Annotated in this window: 15 protein-coding genes, 1 tRNA gene and 1 pseudogene; 5 read left to right on the top strand and 12 right to left on the bottom strand. The window is 70.8% G+C overall.

Annotation, left to right across the window (positions count from 1 at the left end; translation table 11 throughout):
* Positions 1–244: 244 nt before the first annotated feature.
* Positions 245–2,977 (top strand): phosphoenolpyruvate carboxylase, encoded by a 2,733-nt coding sequence (gene ppc, locus ACSYGN_RS23905; protein WP_460398877.1) that lies wholly within the window; start codon positions 245–247, stop codon positions 2,975–2,977.
* A gap of 274 nt (positions 2,978–3,251) precedes the next feature.
* Here ppc and ACSYGN_RS23910 read toward each other — a convergent pair whose 3' ends face one another.
* The 7 genes and pseudogenes from ACSYGN_RS23910 to ACSYGN_RS23940 all read right to left on the bottom strand — a co-directional run.
* Positions 3,252–3,761: a hypothetical protein gene (locus ACSYGN_RS23910; RefSeq protein WP_460398879.1), complete on the bottom strand. Its 510-nt coding sequence runs from the start codon at positions 3,759–3,761 to the stop codon at positions 3,252–3,254.
* 53 nt (positions 3,762–3,814) lie between these two features.
* Complete coding sequence (pth, locus tag ACSYGN_RS23915; RefSeq protein ID WP_460398881.1) at positions 3,815–4,420, bottom strand: aminoacyl-tRNA hydrolase; 606 nt, start codon at positions 4,418–4,420, stop codon at positions 3,815–3,817.
* A gap of 116 nt (positions 4,421–4,536) precedes the next feature.
* The gene (locus ACSYGN_RS23920; protein ID WP_460398883.1) at positions 4,537–5,130 is read right to left on the bottom strand and encodes a 50S ribosomal protein L25/general stress protein Ctc; all 594 of its coding nucleotides are present in this window, start codon (positions 5,128–5,130) and stop codon (positions 4,537–4,539) included.
* Positions 5,131–5,391: 261 nt separating this feature from the next.
* Positions 5,392–6,372: a ribose-phosphate diphosphokinase gene (locus ACSYGN_RS23925; protein WP_460398885.1), complete on the bottom strand. Its 981-nt coding sequence runs from the start codon at positions 6,370–6,372 to the stop codon at positions 5,392–5,394.
* 132 nt (positions 6,373–6,504) lie between these two features.
* Positions 6,505–7,953 (bottom strand): bifunctional UDP-N-acetylglucosamine diphosphorylase/glucosamine-1-phosphate N-acetyltransferase GlmU, encoded by a 1,449-nt coding sequence (gene glmU, locus ACSYGN_RS23930; protein ID WP_460398886.1) that lies wholly within the window; start codon positions 7,951–7,953, stop codon positions 6,505–6,507.
* Positions 7,954–8,082: 129 nt separating this feature from the next.
* A tRNA-Gln gene (locus tag ACSYGN_RS23935) sits at positions 8,083–8,153 on the bottom strand.
* Positions 8,154–8,164: 11 nt separating this feature from the next.
* Positions 8,165–8,866 (bottom strand): annotated as a pseudogene (locus ACSYGN_RS23940) (hypothetical protein); the annotation flags it as partial.
* A 181-nt stretch (positions 8,867–9,047) separates the two neighbouring features.
* Between ACSYGN_RS23940 and ACSYGN_RS23945 the strand changes: the two are divergent.
* A complete protein-coding gene (locus ACSYGN_RS23945; RefSeq protein ID WP_460398888.1) occupies positions 9,048–10,364 on the top strand; it encodes a sensor histidine kinase in 1,317 nt (438 codons plus the stop codon).
* Positions 10,365–10,424: 60 nt separating this feature from the next.
* On the opposite strand, the gene ACSYGN_RS23950 is transcribed toward ACSYGN_RS23945, so the two are convergent.
* A complete protein-coding gene (locus ACSYGN_RS23950; RefSeq protein WP_460398890.1) occupies positions 10,425–10,919 on the bottom strand; it encodes an SUKH-3 domain-containing protein in 495 nt (164 codons plus the stop codon).
* Between the two features lie 88 nt (positions 10,920–11,007).
* Complete coding sequence (locus tag ACSYGN_RS23955) at positions 11,008–11,625, bottom strand: YwqJ-related putative deaminase (RefSeq protein WP_460398892.1); 618 nt, start codon at positions 11,623–11,625, stop codon at positions 11,008–11,010.
* A 297-nt stretch (positions 11,626–11,922) separates the two neighbouring features.
* Between ACSYGN_RS23955 and ACSYGN_RS23960 the strand changes: the two genes are divergently transcribed.
* From ACSYGN_RS23960 to ACSYGN_RS23970, 3 genes are all read left to right on the top strand, one after another.
* On the top strand, positions 11,923–12,912 hold the full coding sequence (locus ACSYGN_RS23960) for an SMI1/KNR4 family protein (protein WP_460403683.1): 990 nt from the start codon (positions 11,923–11,925) through the stop codon (positions 12,910–12,912).
* Positions 12,913–12,920: 8 nt separating this feature from the next.
* Entirely contained in the window at positions 12,921–15,845 is a 2,925-nt protein-coding gene (locus tag ACSYGN_RS23965) for an SUKH-4 family immunity protein (RefSeq protein WP_460398894.1), read from the top strand.
* Positions 15,846–16,090: 245 nt separating this feature from the next.
* On the top strand, positions 16,091–16,978 hold the full coding sequence (locus tag ACSYGN_RS23970; protein WP_460398896.1) for a cellulose-binding protein: 888 nt from the start codon (positions 16,091–16,093) through the stop codon (positions 16,976–16,978).
* 96 nt (positions 16,979–17,074) lie between these two features.
* On the opposite strand, the gene ACSYGN_RS23975 is transcribed toward ACSYGN_RS23970, so the two are convergent.
* The 3 genes from ACSYGN_RS23975 to ACSYGN_RS23985 form a co-directional block, all read right to left on the bottom strand.
* Positions 17,075–18,655, bottom strand: a complete 1,581-nt coding sequence (locus tag ACSYGN_RS23975) for a sodium/solute symporter (RefSeq protein WP_460403685.1) — start codon at positions 18,653–18,655, stop codon at positions 17,075–17,077.
* An 89-nt stretch (positions 18,656–18,744) separates the two neighbouring features.
* A complete protein-coding gene (locus tag ACSYGN_RS23980) occupies positions 18,745–19,113 on the bottom strand; it encodes a DUF485 domain-containing protein (RefSeq protein ID WP_460403687.1) in 369 nt (122 codons plus the stop codon).
* A gap of 488 nt (positions 19,114–19,601) precedes the next feature.
* The gene (locus ACSYGN_RS23985) at positions 19,602–21,113 is read right to left on the bottom strand and encodes an MFS transporter (RefSeq protein WP_460398898.1); all 1,512 of its coding nucleotides are present in this window, start codon (positions 21,111–21,113) and stop codon (positions 19,602–19,604) included.
* Positions 21,114–21,493: the final 380 nt, after the last annotated feature.

The following is a 21,493-nucleotide window of genomic DNA, read 5'->3' on the forward strand; positions in this document are numbered from 1 at the left end:
GGGAGTCGAGTACCACGTTCCTACGCTTCCGTAACCTACGGCGTCGTAAGTATTGCAGCGCGATGCCGCGCGGCAAGGGTGCGAGAACCCGCGCGTCCGCATCGACACCTATCCTTGGAGTCGGTCGGACAGCGCGGTCCGCTCTGAATTCTTCCCGGATGTCCGGACTTCAAGCGGCCCCCGCCGCCTGACGGGACGCCCGGGTCCCTCCAGACGAGCTTCACCACTGCAAGGAGCCGCACCTGTGAGCAGCGCCGACGACCAGACCACGACGACCAGCACAGAGCTGCGCGCCGACATCAGGCGGCTGGGCGACCTCCTCGGCGAGACCCTCGTCAGGCAGGAAGGACCCGAGCTCCTGGAACTGGTCGAAAAGGTCCGCCGCCTCACCCGCGAGGACGGCGAGGACGCCACCGAACTGCTGCGCGGCATCGAACTGGAGACCGCCGCCAAGCTCGTCCGCGCCTTCTCCGTCTACTTCCACCTCGCCAACGTCACCGAGCAGGTGCACCGCGGCCGAGAACTGCGCGCCCGCCGCGCCGCCGAGGGCGGCCTCCTAGCCCGCACCGCCGACCGCCTCAAGGACGCCGACCCCGAGCACCTCAAGCTCACCGTCCGGCACCTCAACGTCCGCCCCGTCTTCACCGCGCACCCCACCGAGGCCGCACGCCGCTCCGTCCTCAACAAGCTCCGCCGCATCGCCGCGCTCCTCGAGACCCCGGTCCTCGAATCCGACCGCCGCCGCCACGACATGCGGCTCGCCGAGAACATCGACCTCATCTGGCAGACCGACGAACTCCGCGTCGCCCGCCCCGAACCCGTCGACGAGGCCCGCAACGCCATCTACTACCTCGACGAACTCCACGCCGGCGCCGTAGGCGACGTCCTCGAGGACCTCGCCCACGAACTGGAACGCGTCGGGGTGAAGATCCCCGACACCACCCGCCCCCTCACCTTCGGCACCTGGATCGGCGGCGACCGCGACGGCAACCCCAACGTCACCCCCGAGGTCACCTGGGACGTCCTGATCCTCCAGCACGAGCACGGCATCAACGACGCCCTCGCCACCATCGACGAACTGCGCGGCCTGCTCTCCAACTCCATCCGCTACTCCGGCGCCACCGAAGAACTCCTCGACTCCCTGCGCGCCGACCTCGACCGGCTCCCCGAGATCAGCCCCCGCTACAAGCGCCTCAACGCCGAGGAGCCCTACCGGCTCAAGGCCACCTGCATCCGCCAGAAGCTCGCCAACACCAAGGTCCGCCTTGCCGGCGGCACCCCCCACGAGCCCGGCCACGACTACCTCGGCACCGCCGAACTCCTCCACGACCTGCGGATACTCCAGACCTCTCTGCGCGAGCACCGCGCCGGCCTCTTCGCCGACGGCCGCCTCGACCGCACCATCCGCACCCTCGCCGCCTTCGGCCTCCAGCTCGCCACCATGGACGTCCGCGAACACGCCGACGCCCACCACCACGCCCTCGGCCAGCTCTTCGACCGCCTCGGCGAAGAATCCTGGCGCTACTCCGACATGCCCCGCGACTACCGCGCCAAGCTCCTCGCCAAGGAACTGCGCTCACGACGGCCCCTCGCCTCCACCCCGGCACCCGTCGACGCGGCCGGCGCCAGGACCCTCGGTGTCTTCGAGACCGTGAAGCGGGCCCTGGAGGTCTTCGGACCCGAGGTCATCGAGTCGTACATCATCTCCATGTGCCAGGGCGCCGACGACGTCTTCGCCGCCACCGTCCTCGCCCGCGAAGCAGGCCTCCTCGACCTCCACGCCGGCTGGGCCAAGATCGGCATCGTGCCGCTCCTCGAAACCACCGACGAGCTCAAGGCCGCCGACACCATCCTCGAAGACATGCTCTCCGACCCCTCCTACCGGCGCCTCGTCGCGCTCCGCGGAGACGTCCAGGAGGTCATGCTCGGCTACTCCGACTCCTCCAAGTTCGGCGGCATCACCACCTCCCAGTGGGAGATCCACCGCGCCCAGCGCCGACTCCGCGACGTCGCCCACCGCTACGGCGTACGTCTGCGCCTCTTCCACGGCCGCGGCGGAACCGTCGGCCGCGGCGGCGGCCCCTCCCACGACGCCATCCTCGCCCAGCCCTGGGGCACCCTCGAAGGCGAGATCAAGGTCACCGAACAGGGCGAGGTCATCTCCGACAAGTACCTCGTGCCGTCCCTCGCCCGAGAGAACCTCGAACTCACCGTCGCCGCCACCCTCCAGGCATCCGCCCTGCACACCGCCCCCCGCCAGTCCGACGAGGCCCTCGCCCGCTGGGACGCCGCCATGGACGTCGTCTCCGACGCCGCCCACGCCGCCTACCGCCACCTCGTCGAAGACCCAGACCTGCCCGCCTACTTCTTCGCCGCCACCCCCGTCGACCAGCTCGCCGACCTCTACCTCGGCTCCCGCCCCTCCCGCCGCCCCGACTCCGGCGCCGGACTCGACGGACTGCGCGCCATCCCCTGGGTGTTCGGCTGGACCCAGTCCCGGCAGGTCGTCCCCGGCTGGTTCGGCGTCGGCTCCGGACTTGCCGCACTGCGCGAGGCCGGCCTCGACACCGTCCTCGCCGAGATGCACCAGCGCTGGCACTTCTTCCGCAACTTCATCTCCAACGTCGAGATGACCCTCGCCAAGACCGATCTGCGGATCGCCGCGCACTACGTCGAGACCCTCGTCCCCGAGGAACTGCACCACGTCTTCGACACCATCCGCGCCGAGCACGACCTCACCGTGCGGGAGCTGCTCAAGGTCACCGGGGAGAAGGGGCTGCTCGACCATACGCCGGGGCTCCGCCAGACCCTCGGTATCCGCGACGCCTATCTCGACCCGATCTCGTACCTCCAGGTCACGCTGCTCAAGCGGCAGCGGGATGCGGCGGCTGCTGGGGAGGCGGCGGATCCGCTGCTCTCGCGTGCGCTGCTGCTCACCGTCAACGGGGTTGCTGCGGGGCTGCGTAACACCGGCTGATACCGGTCGGCACGGCTGGTGCTCGGCTGACAGCGGCTGGACCGGGTTGCGAGGCACCCGGTGCTGGGGGCTGTGCCCACCCGTTCCGCCTGGGGTCCCCCCTGCTCGAAGAGCTTGGGGGAGGAACGATGGCCCACAGCAGGGGTGGCTGCGGCTGCCCCCGGCTGCGGCTTTGCCCCCGTGCTCGGCATCTTGCGAGCGTGGGGGCACTGTCATGTCGTGGGGGCACTGTCATGTCGTAGGGGAGGGGAGGAGGTCTACGGCGGGGAGGAGTTCACAGCGTCACGAAAGTCGCCGTCAGGAAGGCCACGCCGGTCCCGGCCAGTAGCCACGCCAGTCGTGGGCGGCGTAGGCCGCCTGCCACCACCACCGACGCCAGCAGCAGCGCACCGCCCATCGGGACCCACGCGTACAGGACCCCGGCCGGGCCCGAGCGGACCACCTCGTCACCGGTGCCCGGCTTCACGACCACCGTGTACGTACGGCCCTTGCGCACCGCCACCGACTTCTCGATCACCACTCGCTTCCGGGCCGCCGAACCCGTCGTCAACGGCGTGTACGGCCCCCAGCAGGTGTCCGCGTCGCACGACGTCACCGCGATCGTGCCCCGCTCACGTCCCTTGGTCAGCATCACGTACTGCGCCGTACTCCACGACCCCCACACCCCGCAGAACAGGATCAGCGCGGCGACCACACTCATGGCGGCCGTCCGCCCGAACCGCAGTGCGGCACGCGCACCCGGGCGGGACGAAGCGGCGGAGGCAGCAGGCATGGCCGGGATCATTGGCCATGGCCGCACACCAGGTCAACTCGCAGGGGAACAGGCGGGCGGACAAGTCACGAGTTGTACGTACTCTGCGCCCGCTCCAGGCCCTCCACGACCAGACACTCCACCGCGTCCGCCGCCCGGTCCACGAAGTAGTCCAGCTCCTTGCGCTCGGCCGACGCGAAGTCCTTCAGTACAAAGTCCGCCACCTGCATCCGCCCCGGCGGCCGCCCGATCCCGAACCGCACCCGGTGATAGTCCGCCCCCAGCGCCTTCGTGATCGACTTCAGACCGTTGTGCCCGTTGTCCCCGCCGCCCAGCTTCAGCCGCAGCGTCCCGTAGTCGATGTCCAGTTCGTCGTGCACCGCCACGACGTTCGCCACCGGCACCTTGAAGAAGTCCCGCAGCGCGTTCACCGGCCCGCCGGACAGATTCATGAACGACATCGGCTTCACCAGCACCACCCGGCGGCTGCCCGGACCCGGCGGACCGATCCGCCCCTCCACCACCTGGGCCTGCGCCTTCCCCGCCCGCTTGAACTTCCCGCCCATCCGCTCCGCCAGCAGATCGGCCACCATGAACCCCACGTTGTGCCGGTTCATCGCGTACTCCGGCCCCGGATTGCCCAGCCCGACGACGAGCCAGGGGGCATTGGCAGGCGTGTTCACGTCGTCCATGTCTCCTCGAAATGCGCAACTGCGCAACTACTACGGCACTACGGCACTGCTCGGACACGCGCCAGCCGCTGCCCCCACCCGGGAACAGCGGCTGACGTACGACGACGGGGCCCGGATCAGGCCTCGGCGACCTCTGCCTCGCCCTCGGCACCCTCCGGCGCCTCCTCGGCCTGCGCGGCCAGCACCTGGAGAACCACCGCGTCCTCCTCGACGGCCAGCGACACACCCGACGGCAGGGTGATGTCCTTGGCGAGGACCGACGCACCGGCCGTCAGACCCTCCACGGACACCGTCACGGCCTGCGGGATGTGGGTGGCCTCGGCCTCCACCGGAAGCGCGTTCAGCACGTGCTCCAGCAGGTTGCCGCCCGCGGCCAGCTCGCCCTCGGTGTGCACCGGGATCTCGACCGTGACCTTCTCGCCCCGCTTGACCAGCTGCAGGTCCACGTGCTCAAGGAAGCCCTTGATCGGGTCGCGCTGCACCGACTTCGGGATCGCCAGCTCGTTGGTCTTGCCGTCGATGTCCAGGGAGATCAGGACGTTCGGCGTACGCAGCGCCAGCAGCAGGTCGTGGCCCGGAAGCGTCAGGTGCAGCGGGTCCGAACCGTGGCCGTACAGCACACCCGGAACCTTGTTGTCACGGCGGATACGGCGGGCGGCACCCTTGCCGAACTCGGTACGCGTCTCGGCGCTCAGCTTCACCTCGGACATGTTCACTCCTCGTAGAAAACCAGTCGGGATCCGACCTGTACGAACTCAGGACGGACGTGGTCACCCGGCCACGAACGGCCTGCTACGAAGAGCGCGTCGATAACGGAGCACCAGATCCCCATCCACATGGACATCCACACGGACGCGGACACGGCCTCCCTCGCCGAGCAACTGCAACAGAGTACTCGGAGGGGGAGGCCGCGGAAAAATCGATCAACGGTCAGACGGGGACACCCGGGAGTCCGTGACGGAACTACCGGACTACTGCTCGTCGAACAGGCTCGTCACCGAACCGTCCTCGAACACCTCACGCACCGCGCTCGCGATCGTCGGCGCGATCGACAGCACCGTGATCTTGTCCAGATCACCGCTCAGCTCACCCGCCGTCGGCAGCGTGTCCGTGAAGATGAACTCGCTCACCCGCGAGTTCTTCAGCCGGTCCGCCGCCGGACCCGACAGCACACCGTGCGTCGCCGTCACGATGACATCCTCCGCACCGTGCGCGAACAACGCGTCCGCCGCGGCGCAGATCGTGCCACCGGTGTCGATCATGTCGTCGACCAGCACACACACCCGGCCCTCGACCTCACCGACCACCTCGTGCACCGTCACCTGGTTCGCCACGTCCTTGTCACGCCGCTTGTGCACGATCGCCAGCGGCGCGCCCAGCCGGTCGCACCAGCGGTCCGCCACCCGCACCCGGCCGGCGTCCGGCGACACCACCGTCAGCTTCGCGCGGTCCACCTTGCCGCCCACATAGTCCGCCAGCAGCGGCAGCGCGAACAGATGATCCACCGGACCGTCGAAGAAGCCCTGGATCTGGTCCGTGTGCAGATCGACCGTCAGGATCCGGTCCGCACCCGCCGTCTTCATCAGATCCGCGATCAGACGCGCCGAGATCGGTTCACGGCCCCGGTGCTTCTTGTCCTGCCGCGCGTAACCGTAGAAGGGCACGATGACCGTGATCGAACGAGCCGACGCACGCTTCAGCGCGTCGATCATGATCAGCTGCTCCATGATCCACTTGTTGATCGGAGCCGTGTGGCTCTGGATCAGGAAGCAATCGGCACCACGCGCCGACTCCTCGTACCGCACATAGATCTCACCGTTGGCGAAGTCGAAGGCCTTCGTCGGGACGACCCCGACGCCCAGCCGCTCAGCTACCTCCTCAGCAAGCTCGGGGTGGGCACGGCCGGAAAAGAACATCATCTTCTTCTCGCCGGTCGTCTTGATCCCGGTCACAGCACTGTCTCCTCAGAGGGTGTTCAGCCGAGCGCGCACGTCCACTCTCCTCGGCGCGAGAGGACGTCTCAGCTGGTGGGGTGCGGATGGGCACTTATCACGGTACGCCGTGTCCGGCGTGCGCGTTTCCCCTCAGTCCTCGCCCCCACCCTGCCCCGACGCCGCCTCCGCCGCCTTCGCAGCCGCACTCCCGGGCCGCTTCCGGGCCACCCAGCCCTCGATATTCCGCTGCTGACCACGGGCCACAGCCAGCGAACCGGGCGGTACGTCCTTCGTGATCACAGACCCCGCCGCGCTGTACGCACCGTCCCCCACCGTGACAGGAGCCACAAACATATTGTCCGCACCCGTACGGCAATGCGACCCGATCGTGGTGTGGTGCTTGTTCTCCCCGTCGTAATTCACAAACACACTCGCCGCACCGATGTTCGTGTGCTCCCCGATCGTCGCGTCCCCCACATACGACAGATGCGGAACCTTCGTCCCCGTACCGATCGACGCGTTCTTCAACTCGACGTACGTCCCCACCTTCGACTTCAGCCCCAACCGCGACCCCGGCCGCAGATAGGCGAACGGCCCCACCGATGCCTGCGGCCCCACATGCGCCCCCACGGCCACCGTGTTGTCCACCCGCGCCCCCGCATCCACCAGCGTGTCCGTCAGCCGGCTGTTCGGCCCGACCTCCGCACCCTCACCCACATGCGTCCTGCCATGCAGCTGCGTCCCCGGATGCACCACGGCATCCCGCTCGAACGTCACCGTCACATCCACCCACGTCGTGGCGGGATCGACGACCGTGACCCCGTCCAGCATCGCCCGCGTCAGCAACCGGTCGTTGAGAATCCGCCGCGCCTCGGCCAACTGCACCCGGTTGTTGATCCCGGCGATCTCATGATGATCACCGGCCACCGAGGCACCCACCCGATACCCGGCCCCACCCAGAATCCCGAGGACATCGGTCAGGTACTCCTCACCCTGACTGTTGTCCGTCCGCACCTTCTTCAACGCGTCCGCCAGCAGCCGCCCGTCGAACGCGAACACCCCCGAATTGATCTCCCGGACCGCCCGCTGCTCCTCGGTGGCGTCCTTGTGCTCCACGATCGCGGTGACGGCACCTGTCGCGTCGTCGCGGACGATACGGCCGTAGCCGGTGGCGTCCGGGACCTCGGCGGTCAGCACGGTCACCGCGTTGCCGTCGCCCTGGTGCGTACCGGCGAGCTGCCGCAGGGTCTCACCGGTCAGCAGCGGGGTGTCACCGCACACGACCACGACAGTCCCCTCGACGGCACCGCCCAGCTCCTCCAGCGCGATACGCACGGCGTGCCCGGTGCCGTTCTGCTCCGCCTGCACGACCGCGCGCGCCTGCGGATCGGCCTCGGCGAGATGCGCGGTGACCTGGTCCCTGCCGTGTCCGACCACGACGACCAGATGCTCGGGGTCCAGCTCACGGGCCGCGGCGAGCACATGACCCACCAGGGAACGGCCACAGATCTCATGCAGGACCTTCGGTGTGGCCGACTTCATACGGGTGCCCTCACCCGCTGCGAGTACGACGACGGCTGCCGGGCGAATGACGCTCACGGAGTTGCCCTTCGGCTGTGGAGTGGTGTGCTGTGTGGGGGGACATCCGCAGGATAGCGGGGGTGCCGGGGGCGGACATGAGAGCGGGCCCCTGACGGTGCTGTCAGAGGCCCGGTCTTTTTTGTCGTGCTCCCGGAGAAGGAATCGAACCCTCATTCAATGGACCAAAACCATTTGTCCTGCCGTTAGACGATCCGGGATGGTTAGCGCATTATGTCCGATTTTCTGGATCGGTCGCAGTCGCAGCCCCTACTATGCCGTACCAAGTCCCCTCGATGCGACGGTACAAGTCGGCGCTCTTCAGGACCCTGATGGTCAGGCAGCCGAGGTAGGAGTCGCCGATGTTCTTGCGGACCGTTTTGGGGTTGTGCTTCTTCAGGGTCGTCTTGTTGAAGGCGTCCTGATCGGCGCCGACGATGTCGGCCCAGTACCGTTCGGCGGCCGGTACGTCGGCAGTCTCGTGGATCATGACGTTGAACCGGAGGCGGTCCCGCTCGACGTCCAGGAAGTCGAGCCACTCCAGGAAGGCCCTGATCATGGAGGGGTCGCTGTTCACGAAGGTGACCCTCTCTCGCCGGGCATAGGCCTTGTCCTTGGTGCCCTCGGCCCAATAGAGGCTGACCCCGACGAAGAACAGTTCGAGGGCGGTGAGACTGCCGACCGCCTGTCGTGCCGATTCCTTGGTCTTCAGTCGCTCCTCCTCCTGGATGCGGAGTCTCCCCTCCCAGCCCGTGCGGGCGAGCGCTGCCGCTTCCTCGCGGCTGCGCCTGCGTTCCGGCTTCGGCAGGTCCCGTACCCACAGCGAGACCTAGCTCTTCGAGCAGCCCAGCTCCGCCTTGATCTGGTCGTACGTCCAGCCTTGGTGCCGGCGCTCCCTGGCTTTCGCCCTGACGTCGTCTTTCGCACGCGTGCGATGTGCTTGTGCCATACCCATACCGTCCGGCCGGAATGTGGGGTTCAGTAGGTGAACGAGGGCGGTTCACCAGTTCGAGCGATACCGGTGGGTTTCGTTGTGATCCGATTACGGCATGTGGTGGAGGGAAGTAGGGGAAACTCACCGGAAAAGATCCCCCTGGCGCCCGTAGGCTGGACGCATGACCACGACGGGGGCAGACCACTCTGCGGCTTTGACCGGGCCGTGGTGGTGGGCGCGGTGGCGCAGTGCGGTGCTCGACGGGACTCTTGCGGTGGCGTCCGCACTGGAGTGCGGTCTGGAGGGCATTCCGTTCGCCCGTGACGCGGGGATCCCGCTGTCGGTCGGGATCGTCTTCGGGGTGCTCGCGGGTTCGGTGCTGCTGTTCCGGCGGAAGTGGCCGATCGCGGTGGTGCTGGTGGCGATCGCCATCACTCCGGCCCAGATGGGCTTCCTGATGGGCATCGTCGGCCTCTACACGCTTGCCGCGGCCGAGGTGCCCCGGCGGATCATCGTGGCGCTGGCCGGTATGGCGATGGTCGGCACGATGATCGTGACGTTCGTGCGGGCGCGTCAGGACATCGCGCGGGGCGACTGGACCATCGGGGACTGGTTCGTGCCGTTCGCCTCGATCACGACCTCGCTCGGGCTGACGGCCCCGCCGGTACTGCTCGGGCTGTACGTCGGTGCGCGGCGGCGGCTGATGGAGAGCCTCAGGGAGCGTGCCGACAGTCTGGAGCGGGAGCTCCAGTTGCTTGCGGAGCGGGCGGAGGAGCGGGCCGAGTGGGCCCGTAACGAGGAGCGGACGCGTATCGCGCGGGAGATGCATGACGTCGTCGCGCATCGGGTGAGCTTGATGGTGGTGCATGCCGCTGCGCTGCAGGCCGTCGCTCGGAAGGATCCTGACAAGGCCGTCAAGAATGCCGCTCTGGTCGGTGACATGGGGCGGCAGGCGCTGACCGAGTTGCGGGAGATGCTCGGGGTGCTGCGCAGTGGTAGTGGGGATGTCGGGGGGCGGCGGGTTCCGGCGGAGGCCGGGTTGCCGCTGGCCGCCGTGGGGGCGGCTGCGGCCGCGGCCGCCGATTCCGCCCATCATGAGGAAGGGCCCTGTCTCTCGGAGCTGGACGAGTTGGTCGGGCAGTCCGCGGCGGCGGGGATGACAGTGGATCTGTCGGTGCAGGGCGAGGCGCGGGTGTATACGCGGGAGATCGAGCAGACGGCGTACCGGGTGGTGCAGGAGGCGCTGACGAACGTGCACAAGCATGCGGCGGGTGCCAAGACGTATGTACGGCTGGCGCATCGGGTGTCCGAGATCGCGATGCAGGTGGAGAACGAGCCGCCGCCGGAGCCTTCGGCGGCGGACGCGGCGGGGCTGCCGTCGGGTGGCAACGGGCTGGTCGGGATGCGGGAGCGGGTGCTGGCGCTGGGCGGGGTGTTCGTGTCGGGGCCGACGGATGCCGGGGGGTTCCGGGTGTCCGCGGTGATTCCGGCGGCGTAGGCCCGGACTCCTTTGGCGCTGCCGCGCTGCCACCCTGCCGCGCTGCCGTGGTGTGGCGCGTCAGCCTGCCGTGAGGCGTACTGGTTCTGTGCCGGTGACGAGGGCCGCGAGGGCTTGGTCGATGTCGTTGCCGAGGTACCAGTCGCCGGTGTGGTCGAGGGTGTAGACGCGGCCGATGGCGTCGATGGCGAGTACGGCGTGGGTGTCGGGTTCGGCGCCGAGGGGGCTGACCTCGGTGTCGAGGGCGCGGCCGAGGTCGCTGAGGGTGCGGGCGAGGTGGAGGCCGTGCAGGGGGTCGAGGTGGAGGGTGGTGGGGGCGATCTGGCGGCCGTTGCCGGTGGGGGTGATGTGCAGTCCGCCGAATTCGGCCCATGCTTCGACGGCGGCGGGGAAGACGGCGTGCAGATGTCCGGCGGGTGAGATGTGACCGCGCAGGGTGTCGGCCCAGTTCTCGGCCTGCTGTATGTCCCAGCGTCCGGGTTGCCAGCCGGCGGCACGCAGGGCGGCGTCGACGGGGACGGGGAAGCGGGTGGTTGAGGTGCGGTCGCGGTGCATCTGCTCTTCGATCGTCGTGCCTGGCTTGTGTCGTAACCGGGTTGTGTCGGACCTGGGTGTTCCTGTACGTGCGGGTGGGGGCGGGTGTTCAGTCGGCTGTGGCCGCGGGTTCGACGACGCGGACGCCGAAGTGGGCGGTGAGTGCGGTGCAGGCGCGGCAGGGGGCGGCGAATCCGCCGTGCAGGGGGTCGCCGGCCTCGCGGATGTGGCGGGTGGTGAGTTTGGCCTGTTTGAGGGCCTTGCGGGCTTCGCCGTTGGTCATGGGTTTGCGTGCGGCGCGTTTGCTGCGGGCGGCGTCGGCGGTGGTGATGTGCCGGGAGATGAGGATGGTTTCGGCGCAGCGGCCGGTGAAGCGGTCGCGTTGGGCGCTGGTGAGGGTGTCCAGGAAGTCCTGGACGAGGGGGTGGAGCTGGGGTGGCTGGTCGCCGCGGGCGGCGGTGCCGGTGAGGGTGGCGCCGCGTACGGAGAGGGCGGCGGCGACGGTGGGGAGTATGCCGTCGCGGCGGTGGTGGAGCGCGGGGGCGGTGCGGGGGCCGGTGGCGCTCCAGCCGACGCGGGGGTCGCCGGTGGCGCCGGTGCGCGGGTCTGCGGTGGTGCTGGTGCTGGTGCGGGGGGCGCCGGGCATGCCCGTGCGGGGGGTGCCCGAGGTGCCGCTCTGCGGTGGCTCGGGGGCCCCTGTGCGCGTTCCCGTCTGCGTCGCGTTCATGATCGTCATTCCCTCCCGAGCATGCCCCGGAGTCCACAGGGTGCCAAATCGCGTGGCTCGTGCGGTAACCGGGGCCGTGCGACACGCCCGGGTTTGGGCGGGCTGTCACGGCGAGGTGACGGCAGGTCACGGAAGCGGAGGGCCGGTGACCTGTGTCGCCGTAGCGAATAGGCTGTCGGCACCGCGATCCGCGCGGTCAACGCGTTGGAGACAGTCGATACGGGCCGTAGTGCGCCAGAGGTGGTCATTACGGATGGTGAATTCGGTCCGTACAGAGTGCCGCAGGGGGCAACCGTCATGACGACAGGTCGGCTCGGGCAGCAAGCCGCGCCGCCGAACGCGGCCTATGCCGGGCAGGTCGTGCATTTCCCGGATCCGGTCCGGGCGGCCCGTCATCCGCGGGGTGTGCGGGTGGACGAGCGGGGTTACCCGGATTTCTCGCCGTATGCGCGTGCGGCGGCGGAGATCGCGGAGCCGCCTGAGGGGTTCGGGGTCGACGAGCTGCGGCTGACGGATTATGTGTCGGCGAACGCGGCTCTGGCGGCGTCGGGTCATGAGTTGTGGGACACGGTGCCGGAGGTGGCGACGCCGCACGGCTGGACCTGGCATCACGTGGTGGGTTCGCGGCGTGTCGAGCTGGTCCCGGTGGATGTGAAGGCGCTGCTGCGGCATCACGGTGGGATAGCGACCGCGAATGTGGATCAGTTCAAGCGGGGTACGCGGCCGTTGCAGGAGACGCGTCCGGCGCATTTCGGGTTGTCGAAGTCGTTGGTGGCGGTGACGGAGTCGCAGGTGCAGGGGGTGGAGGAGGATCTGGGGTACCGGTTGCCGGGTCCGTACCGTTCGTTCCTGAAGGCGGCGGGTGGGTGTGCGCCGGTGGGGACGGCGTTGTACGCGGAGTTGGGGCTGCTGGTGGACCAGCCGTTCTTCACGGTGCGGGACGAGGCGGCGGTCAATGATCTGGTCTATGTGAACAAATGCCTGCGTGACCATCTCACCAAGGATTATCTGGGGATCGGTTTTGTGCAGGGCGGGCTGCTGGCGGTGAAGGTGCGCGGGCAGGGCGCCGGTTCGGTGTGGTTCTGCGCCTACGACGATGTACGGGACGTGGATCCGGGGTGGTCGCAGGCGGAGCGGGTGGAGCGGCTGCTGTTGCCGTGCGGTGAGGACTTCGATGTCTTCCTGTCGCGGCTGGCGGGTTCCCCGCCGGAGTTGGAGACCGTGGCGAATCTGATGGTGGACGGCGGTTTCGCGCATGTCGTTCCCGTGTCTTCGGTGGGGGAGTGAGCCGGGCGATGGTGACGTTCGCGCAGGCGCAGGAGCGTGCGGAAGAGTGGGTCAACGGGGACGTGCCCTCGTATCAGCATCGTGAGGTGCGGGTGCGGGAGTTCGAGCTCGGGTTCGTGGTGTGGGCGGAGGACCGTCCTGAGGGGCCGCGTTCGGACGGGGGCGGGCAGCGGCTGGTGATCGCCCGGGACAGCGGGGACGCGACGCTGTGGCCCGCGCTGCCGGTGGGTGAGGTGATCCGCCGGTACGAGGAGGAGTACGGCCGTGCGGATGTGGAGGACGAGCCGGTGGCGGCGCCTGCTGCGGCGCGGGTGGATCTGAATCAGACGTCGTTCCTGCTGTCGCCGCCGGAGTGGTTGCAGGAGGCGGCGGATCGGCTGGGGATACCGGATCGGCGGGGCGGGGGGCCGGGTACGTCGGGGCGCGGGGTCTCGGCCGGTGCCGCTGCCGGGGATTCTTCCGGTTCCGGGTGGTCCGGCGGGCTGCCGGAGACGCAGGCGGGGGTGCCGGGGAGCGGTGCCGGTGCCGGTGCTGGTGCCCGTGCCGGGGTCGCGGAGCCTGCTGATCGGGTTCCGTCCGACCGGGTTCCGTCCGATCGGGCTCCTGCCGATCGGGTGCCGGGAGCCGGGTCCGGTGTGTCGGGGGGCGGTGCTGCCGTGTGGCCGCCGGCCGCCGGGGTGCCGGGCACGGGTGCGGGTGCGCCGCCGGTGCCGGAGGGGGCGACGCCGTGGACGGGTACGGACACCAGCGCGGGCGCCGGTGAGGACGGTTCGGTGCCGCTGCCGGCGACGGTGTTCGCGTCGGCGCTGGGCGATGAGCCGGAGGACGCCCCGATGGACACGCCGCCGGACGCGCGGACGGCGCTGATCCCGGGGGGCAGCCAGTTGCCGCCCACCACGCGCGCGCGTGCGCTGGAGCCGGAGACGCCGCTCCAGGGCAGCACTCCGCCTCCGCCGCCGGGCGCGCCGTCGTACGGCTACCCGACCCCGCCGGGCGTGCCGACCCCGCCGGGCGCTCCGGGCGGGCCGCAGGGCAGCATGCCGCCGTCTCCGCCGCCCACGCCGTCGTACGGCTATCCGGAGGGCGGCCCCGGGGCTCCGGGTGCTCCCGTTCCGCTGCCGGGTGGTCCGCAGGGTGTGGCGTCCACGCCTCCGCCGCCGTCGTACGGCTTCCCGCCGGGCGGACCCGGTGCGCAGGGCGGTCCTGGTGCTCCGGGTGCACCGGGCGGTCTTGGTGCTCCTGGCGCTCCCGGTGACCCGGGGCGGCGGCTGGCACCGAACGCCGAAGACATCGCGGACGCGGCGACCAGCAAGGCCCCGCCGCCCGCGCGGGCCCGCCGGGGCGGTACGGGCGCGCCTCCGCCGCCGCCCCCGCCGGTGCCGGGTGTACCGGGGATGCCGGGTGCCCAGCAGGGCAGCCCGCCTCCGCCGCCGCCCGTACCGGGCGCGCCCGGTGGCGGGTACCAGCCGACGCAGTTGGTGTCGTCGCTGGGCCCGGACGGACCGCAGCCCGCGCCCGCTCCCGGCGCGCCGCAGCCGCCCGGTGTACCCGGCGGTACGCCCCCGGGTGGCGTCCACCATGCCGCGACGATGCTGGCCAACCCGAACCCGAACCCGAACCCGATGGGCCCCGGCGGCGCCCCGTTGCCGCCAGGTGCTCCCGGTGCTCCTGGTGCGCCCGGCGTACCCGGCGCCCCCGGTGCCGTGCACCACGCGGAGACGGTGCTGGCCGGGCCCCCGGTGGGCGCGCCGGGTGCGCCTCCGCCGCCGCCCGCCCCCGGGGTGCCCGGGGTGCCGCCCGGCGCGGTACCGCCCGGGCCGCCGCCCGTACCGGGTCAGCCCATGGCCGGTCAGCAGATGCCGGGCCAGCCCATCCCGGGGATGCCCGGTCAGCCGATGCCCGGTCAGCCCATGCCGGGGCAGCAGCCCCCCGCGTACGGCTATCCGCAGCAGCAGGGGCTGCCCATGGTCGGCCCCGGCTATCAGGCGGTGCTGCGCTACCGGGCGCAGGACGGTTCGGAGCAGCAGCTGATCCGGCGTTCGGCGCCGGGCACCCCGCACCCGGAGTGGCAGATCTTCCACGAGCTGCGCGGTATGAACGTGCCGCCCGGCCAGGTGCTGGAGCTGCACACGGAGCTGGAGTCGTGCGAGCTGCCGGGCGCGTACTGCGCGCGGATGATCCGGGAGCAGTGGCCGCAGGCGCGGATCACGAGCATCGCGCCGTACGGCACGGATCACGCGAGCCGGCAGCAGGGCATGCAGCAGTTGCTGGCGCACCAGGGCGAGCTGCACCAGGTGGCGGACGGTCCCGCGCGGCAGGCGCCGGTGCGGGTGCCGGTGCCGCCGGTGCAGCCCGCGCCGCCGATCCCGCCTGAGGGGATCGCGCAGGAGCTGGGGGCGGCGTTCGGGCCGGGGGTCTTCCGGTTCGAGCAGGCCGCGGTGTCCCGGCAGGGTGTGCCGCCGATCGTGGCGCACACGCTGGTGGCGGCGGGGCTGCCGCTGGACCTGGGGCCGTTCTTCTGGGCGCAGGCCCAGCCGGGCCGTCCGGTGCCGACGCTGGCGGAGCTGGCGCAGGAGCGCGGGGTGCAGCCGGCCGCGGATGCGGGGTCGTACCTCGTGATGGGTACCGATTTCGGCAAGGCCGTGTGTGTGCAGTACGGCACGGCGAACATCGTGGCGGTACCGGTGGAGGCCGGTCCGGGTGGTGCTCCGGTGCCGCCGCAGTTCGTGAACACGGGGCTGCCGGAGTTCGCGCGTTGTCTGGCGCTGCTGGGCCGGATGTGGCGGCTGCGATTCGGGCTGAACCAGGAGCAGGCGGGCCGCTGGACTGTCGACTTCCAGGCGCAGCTGGCGTCCCTGGATCCGGCGGCGCTGAGTTCGCCGGAGAGCTGGTGGTCGGTGCTGCTGGAGCAGATGTGGGACGGGCTGCTGTGAGGCGCCGCCGAGCCACTGAGCCGTAGATCCGCCTGAGCCGTAGACCCGTCGGCGTCAGGCCGAATGTGCATGAACGTGCACGACAGGGCTGGGCCCGGTCACCCGACCGGGCCCAGCCCTGTTGTTTGCGCGCGGAGTGTCATGTTATGTCGATTAACTCCTGATCCATCAAAATATGCGCGAATCGACGAATCGGTAATCAGCATCATCATTTCGCGCCTTTTCGGATGGAGAGGGGTCCCGGGATGGGCAGACCGTGGGTGTCGCTGTGCGGCCTCGGGGCGGTCCGGAGGCGGGGTTACCGCCGTGACCAGGTCGATGTGTTCACCGAGGCGCTCTCGCGGGACCGTGACGCCGCCTGGGAGCGGGCCGCCCGGCTCACGGTGCTGGCCAGGGACATGGAGGCGGAGCTGGAGCGGTTGCGGGCGGCGGTGGAGGGGCTCGCGCCGCAGTCGTACGAGGTGCTGGGGGAGCGCGCACGGTGCATCTTCCAGCTTGCGCAGGAGGAGGCGCGGGAACTGTGGGACAGCGCGCGCGAAGAGGCAGTGCGCCGTGTGGAGGAGACGAAGGTGTGCGCTGAGGGCGTGCGGGAGGCCGCACGCCCGCCCGTGGACGCCGTACGCGCCCGGGCCGAGGAGGATGCCCGGCAGCGTCTGCTGACGGCGCGCGCCGAGGCCGACGAGGTGCGGGTGGCGGCGCGGCGGGAGGTGAAGCGGGGGCGCGGGGAGGTGCTGGCCGCGCTGCGCGAGATGCGCCGGCGTACGGAGGAGACGTTGGCCGGACAGCAGAAGGAGCACGCCGAGCGGTGGGCCGCTGCCGAGCGGGAGGCCGCCGGGCGGGCCGAGGCCCTGGATACGCTCCACGCGGCGTCCCTGACCCGCGCCGAGACCGCCTTGGCCGAGGCGCAGCGGGAGTTCGGGGCGGCGCAGGAGTCGGCCGCACGGGTCCAGGAGGATGCCCGGGGCCGTGCGGAGGCCGTGCTCGCCGAGGCGAAGGCCCGTCAGGACCGGGTCGCCCGGGAGACGGAGCGTGTACTGCGCGAGCACGCCGACCGGTCGGACGACGTGCACGCGCAGCTGGCCCAGGTCAGCAGCAGTCTGTCGGCGCTGACGGGGCGCACTCCGGCGGAGTGAGACGGCGCTGGAGGCGGCCCGCTCGGCGCCTCCGAGCCCCCCTGCGCCCCGAGCCCCCCTGCGCCCCCGAGCCCCCGTGCACCCCCGAACCCGGCGTCAGGCTCTCCTGCGCACCGCCCCCGCCAGGATCCACCCCTCCACCGCCTCGTACTGACGGCGCTGTTCCGCCGCCTCCCGCGGGCCGGAGATCACCGTCCCGATCCAACCCGCCGCGAAACCGGCCGGGATGGAGACGATCCCGGTGGTGGTGAAGGGGAACCAGTTGAAGTCGGCGCCGGGGAAGGCCGCGAGCGGGGAGCCGGAGACGAGGTTGGTGCCCGGCATCAGCAGCAGGACGGCCAGGGAGCCGCCGATGAGGGTCCACATGAGGCCGGTGCGGGTGTAGCGGCGCCAGAAGAGGCTGTAGACGAGCGCGGGGGCGATGGCCGAGGCGCCGAGGCAGAAGGAGAGGGTCACGAGGGGCTGGAGGCTGCGGTGCTGGACGAGGGTGGCCAGCAGGATCGCCGGGATGCCCACCGCCAGTGCCGACATGCGCGCGATGGTCATCTCGCGGCGTGCCGTCGTCGGCTTCGCGCGGGTGGCGAACACGTCGTGGGCGAGGGAGTTGGCGCAGGCGAGGATCATGCCGGCGACGGAGGCGAGCAGGGTGAGGAAGAGGGCGGTGGTGACGGCGGTGAACAGGAGGGTCTCCGCCGGGGACACCTGCGCCCCGAGGGCTGCCCGTGAGCCCAGGAGATAGGCGGTGTTGCCGTGCGGGTCGGCGCTCGCGATCGCGGCGCGGCCGATGAGCGCGGTGGCGCCGATCGCGACGACGGTCATGACGAGCACGAACAGGACGACTCCCGACACCGCCCAGGACATGGAGCGGCGTACCTGGCGGGCGTCGGACGCGGTGTTCATGCGCATGGTGATGTGGGGCAGGCAGGCGCCGCCGAGGACGATGGTCAGGGCCGACGTGATCATGTCGATCCGGGGGTACGTGCCGCCGGTGAACTCCAGCCCGGAGCGGAGGAACGCGGGACCCGCGCCGCTCTGTGCGGCGGCGGCGTCGAAGAGCGTTCCGGGGTCCCAGTCGAAGCGCCGGAGGATCAGCAGGGCGACGACCGTGCCGGAACCGAGCAGCATCACGATCTTCAGGATCTGGATGAGGGCGGTGCCCTTCATACCGCCGATGGCCGCGTAGCTGATCATCAGCGCGCCGAGGCCGATGATGCAGCCGGTCTTCAGTGCGTCGCTGGAGAAGCCGAGGATGAACGCCATCAGCTGGCCGGTGCCCGCGAGTTGCACCAGCATCAGCGGCAGTAGGGCGGCGATGGTCACCACGCTCGCGGTGATCCGCACGGTCCGCCCGGGTGCGCGGCGGGTCAGGGCGTCGCCCATGGTGAACCGGCCGGCGTTGCGCAGGGGTTCGGCCAGCAGGAACATCAGCAGGACGAGCGACAGGGCGGTACTGAGGGCGACGACGATGCCGTCGTAGCCGCACAGTGCGATGACGCCGCCGGTGCCGAGGACGGTGGCCGCGGAGATGTAGTCCCCGGCGATGGCGAGGCCGTTGCGCATGGGGGAGAGGGAGCCGTAGCCGGTGTAGAACTCGTCGAGGTCGTCGCGGTCGGGTCCGGTCATCACGCACAGCAGGAGGGTGATTGTCGCGACGGCGGAGAAGGCCACCAGCGACATGGCCTGCGCCGAGTCGCTGAAGCCGATGGATCCGCCCGCGTCGGCTGCCGAGGCGGCCGAGGCGGCCGAGGTGAGGAGGACGGTTGGGGTCATCGGGCGGCCTCCCGTCGTGCGTCCAGCTCGGACTGTCTGCGGATGCGGTCGGCGACCGGATCGACGCGGCGGTGCGCGGTGCGCTCGTAGAGGCCGATCGCCAGCCAGGTGACCGGCAGTTGGAGCAGTGCGAGCAGCAGTCCGGCGGGCAGTCCGTCCACGGCCTTGTCGGTCATGAGGCCCGGTGCGAACGCCGACAGGAGGAGGAAGAGGGTGAAGTACCCGAGCGCGGTCAGTGAAGCCGTCCGCCGCTGCCATCGGTAGGCCTCGCGCAGCACCCGCAGATCACCGCCCGGCCCCGGCGCGGCCGGGTGGGGGTACTCCGGCCCGGACGGGGTCTCGGGCGACTGCCAGGAGTACGGCAGGTCCGGCTGCCGGGGCGCCGGATACGGCGGCTGCGACGGGCGGGGGCGCGGATACGACGGCGGCCGCGACGGGCGGGGCGACGGATACGACTGGTACGGCGGGTACGACGAACTGGGCGGGTACGACGGGTTGGCTGGGTACGACGAGTTGGTTGGGTACGGCGGGTTGGGCGGGGGCGACGAGTTGGGCGGGGGCGACGAGTTGGGCGGGGACGGGTCGAAGGACATCCCGGCGCTCCTTGCACGGCTCGGGTCCGCAGCTTGCGGACCGCAGGGAGGGGGGTGAGCGAGCCCGCACGTTACTTACTGGTAGCGATTCCGCGCAGTAGTTTCACCAAACTGTCCGGTCGGTATGCGCTTCCTTGGCGGATGTGTTGCCGTCCCGTGTCGTTACCCGGAGTAACTCAGACTTTTGAGGGGCCGGTGCCGAAGCCGCCGGCCGGAATGCGCGGCTGCGCCCCTCGGCCCGGTCACCGCGCGTGGTCCCGTCAGTCGCCGAGCACCGGGAAGCGCCGCGGCGCCAGCAGGAGCAGGACGACGAATGCGACGGCGGCAGCGCAGGACGCGCCCAGGTAGACGGCGTGGATCGCGTCGGCGATGGCCCGCCGGGTGTGTTCGGGGACCGTTCCGGTGTCCAGGGTGCGGGTGATGGAGTCCAGGCCGCCGGCGCCGCCGAGCCGGGTGGCGAGGACCCCGTTGGCGACGGCGCCGAAGACGGCCGCGCCGACCGTCTGGCCGGTTTGGCGGCAGAAGAGGATCGAGGCGGTGGCGGTGCCGCGTTCCGCCCACACCACGGTCGACTGGACGCCGACGATGAGCGGCAGCTGGAACAGCCCCAGGGCGGCGCCGAGCAGGAGCATCAGCAGCGTCGGCTGCCAGGCCCGGCCCGGGTAGGGCAGGAACGGGAACGCGAACAGGATCAGCGCCGCCGCACCGATGCCCGCCACAGCCGTGTCGCGGAAGCCGATGCGGCGGTAGACGTGCTGGCTGAGGGCGGCGGACACCGGCCAGGTCAGGGTCCACACCGACAGGACGAACCCGGCGGTCACCGGGCTGAGGCCGAGCACCGCCTGCGCGTACGTCGGCAGGAACACCGTCGGCGCCACCATGAGCAGTCCCAGTGCGCCGAGGGCGAGGTTCACGGCGGCGATCGTGCGGCGGCGCCACACCCAGCCCGGGATGATCGGCTCGGCCGCGCGACGCTCGACGGCCACCACCACGGCGACCAGCGCGAGTCCCGTGCCGAACAGGGCGAGCGACGGCGCCGACAGCCAGGGCCAGGCGACCCCGCCCTGCACCAGCGCCGTCAGCAGGACGCCCCCGCACACGAAGACCGCCACCGCGCCCGCCCGGTCGACCCGCGGGCGTGGGCCGCGTACGCGTTCTGCTCGTTCCGGTTCGTGGAGGTGACGGACGATCAGCCACAGGGCGACGGCGCCGATCGGCAGGTTGAGCAGGAAGATCCAGCGCCAGTCGGCGTATGCCGCGAGGACCCCGCCGATCCCGGGTCCCGCCACCGCCGACACGGCCCACACCGTGGACAGCTTCGCCTGGATCTTCGGGCGCTCCTGAAGCGGGTAGAGGTCGGCGGCGAGCGTCTGGACGGTGCCCTGGAGCGCGCCGCCGCCCAGACCCTGCACCACCCGGAACGCGATCAGCGCGCCCATGTTCCAGGCCGCCGCGCACAGCAGGGAGCCGAGCAGGAACACGGCGGCGCCCGCGACCAGCACGGGTTTGCGGCCGAGGGTGTCGGAGAGCTTGCCGTAGACGGGCAGGGTGACGGTGACGGCGAGCAGATAGCCCGAGAACAGCCAGGAGAAGACCGAAAAGCCGCCGAGGTCGCCGACGATCTGCGGCACGGCCGTGGAGACGACGGTCGAGTCGAGTGCGGGCAGCGCCATCGCCAGCATGAGGGCGGCGACGACCGCGCCTGGGCGGATGGGACGGGTGCCGGGGGCGGAGGACTTCTCGTCGTGTGCCGCCGGGCTTGTGCTCTCCACCGGGTCCCCCTCCGTGCCCCCTGCACCCATCTGCCGGACCCAGCTTCCCACTTGACCCTGACGCGACGGCAGGGCGCAGCCTGGTCAGCACGGCCGGATCGGTGCCGCCGGGTGGAGGCGACCCCGAGGAGGTCTCCACCCGGGGGTGGAAAGCCCCTAGGGGTTGGTCCTTATCAGGGGTCGGGGGGCGTTCGTCCCGGCGGAGGACGAGAGGGGCGGGTTGCGCTCCTTAACCTGGCTTTACGCCGCTGGGGGGCGGTGACCGAACCGGCGGGGGTGGGGTTTTCCCCAGGGAAAGACGGGGCTGTGCACCAGCGCGCCGCGGCTTTCCGGAAGGAAGACTCGTCCGTGTCGTCGAGGAGACGGCACCACGACAGGCA

This window comes from Streptomyces sp. YIM S03343 (assembly GCF_054729195.1).

Bases quoted from the DNA above. Each gene is read 5' to 3' on its own strand.
- ACSYGN_RS23970 (WP_460398896.1), top strand. From the start codon at position 16,091: ATGGGCAGACCGTGGGTGTCGCTGTGCGGCCTCGGGGCGGTCCGGAGG.
- ACSYGN_RS23975 (WP_460403685.1), bottom strand. From the start codon at position 18,655: ATGTCGCTGGTGGCCTTCTCCGCCGTCGCGACAATCACCCTCCTGCTG.
- ACSYGN_RS23920 (WP_460398883.1), bottom strand. From the start codon at position 5,130: ATGTCCGAGGTGAAGCTGAGCGCCGAGACGCGTACCGAGTTCGGCAAG.
- pth (WP_460398881.1), bottom strand. From the start codon at position 4,420: ATGGACGACGTGAACACGCCTGCCAATGCCCCCTGGCTCGTCGTCGGG.
- ACSYGN_RS23965 (WP_460398894.1), top strand. From the start codon at position 12,921: ATGGTGACGTTCGCGCAGGCGCAGGAGCGTGCGGAAGAGTGGGTCAAC.
- ACSYGN_RS23910 (WP_460398879.1), bottom strand. From the start codon at position 3,761: ATGATCCCGGCCATGCCTGCTGCCTCCGCCGCTTCGTCCCGCCCGGGT.
- ACSYGN_RS23945 (WP_460398888.1), top strand. From the start codon at position 9,048: ATGACCACGACGGGGGCAGACCACTCTGCGGCTTTGACCGGGCCGTGG.
- ACSYGN_RS23950 (WP_460398890.1), bottom strand. From the start codon at position 10,919: ATGCACCGCGACCGCACCTCAACCACCCGCTTCCCCGTCCCCGTCGAC.
- ACSYGN_RS23960 (WP_460403683.1), top strand. From the start codon at position 11,923: ATGACGACAGGTCGGCTCGGGCAGCAAGCCGCGCCGCCGAACGCGGCC.
- ACSYGN_RS23955 (WP_460398892.1), bottom strand. From the start codon at position 11,625: ATGAACGCGACGCAGACGGGAACGCGCACAGGGGCCCCCGAGCCACCG.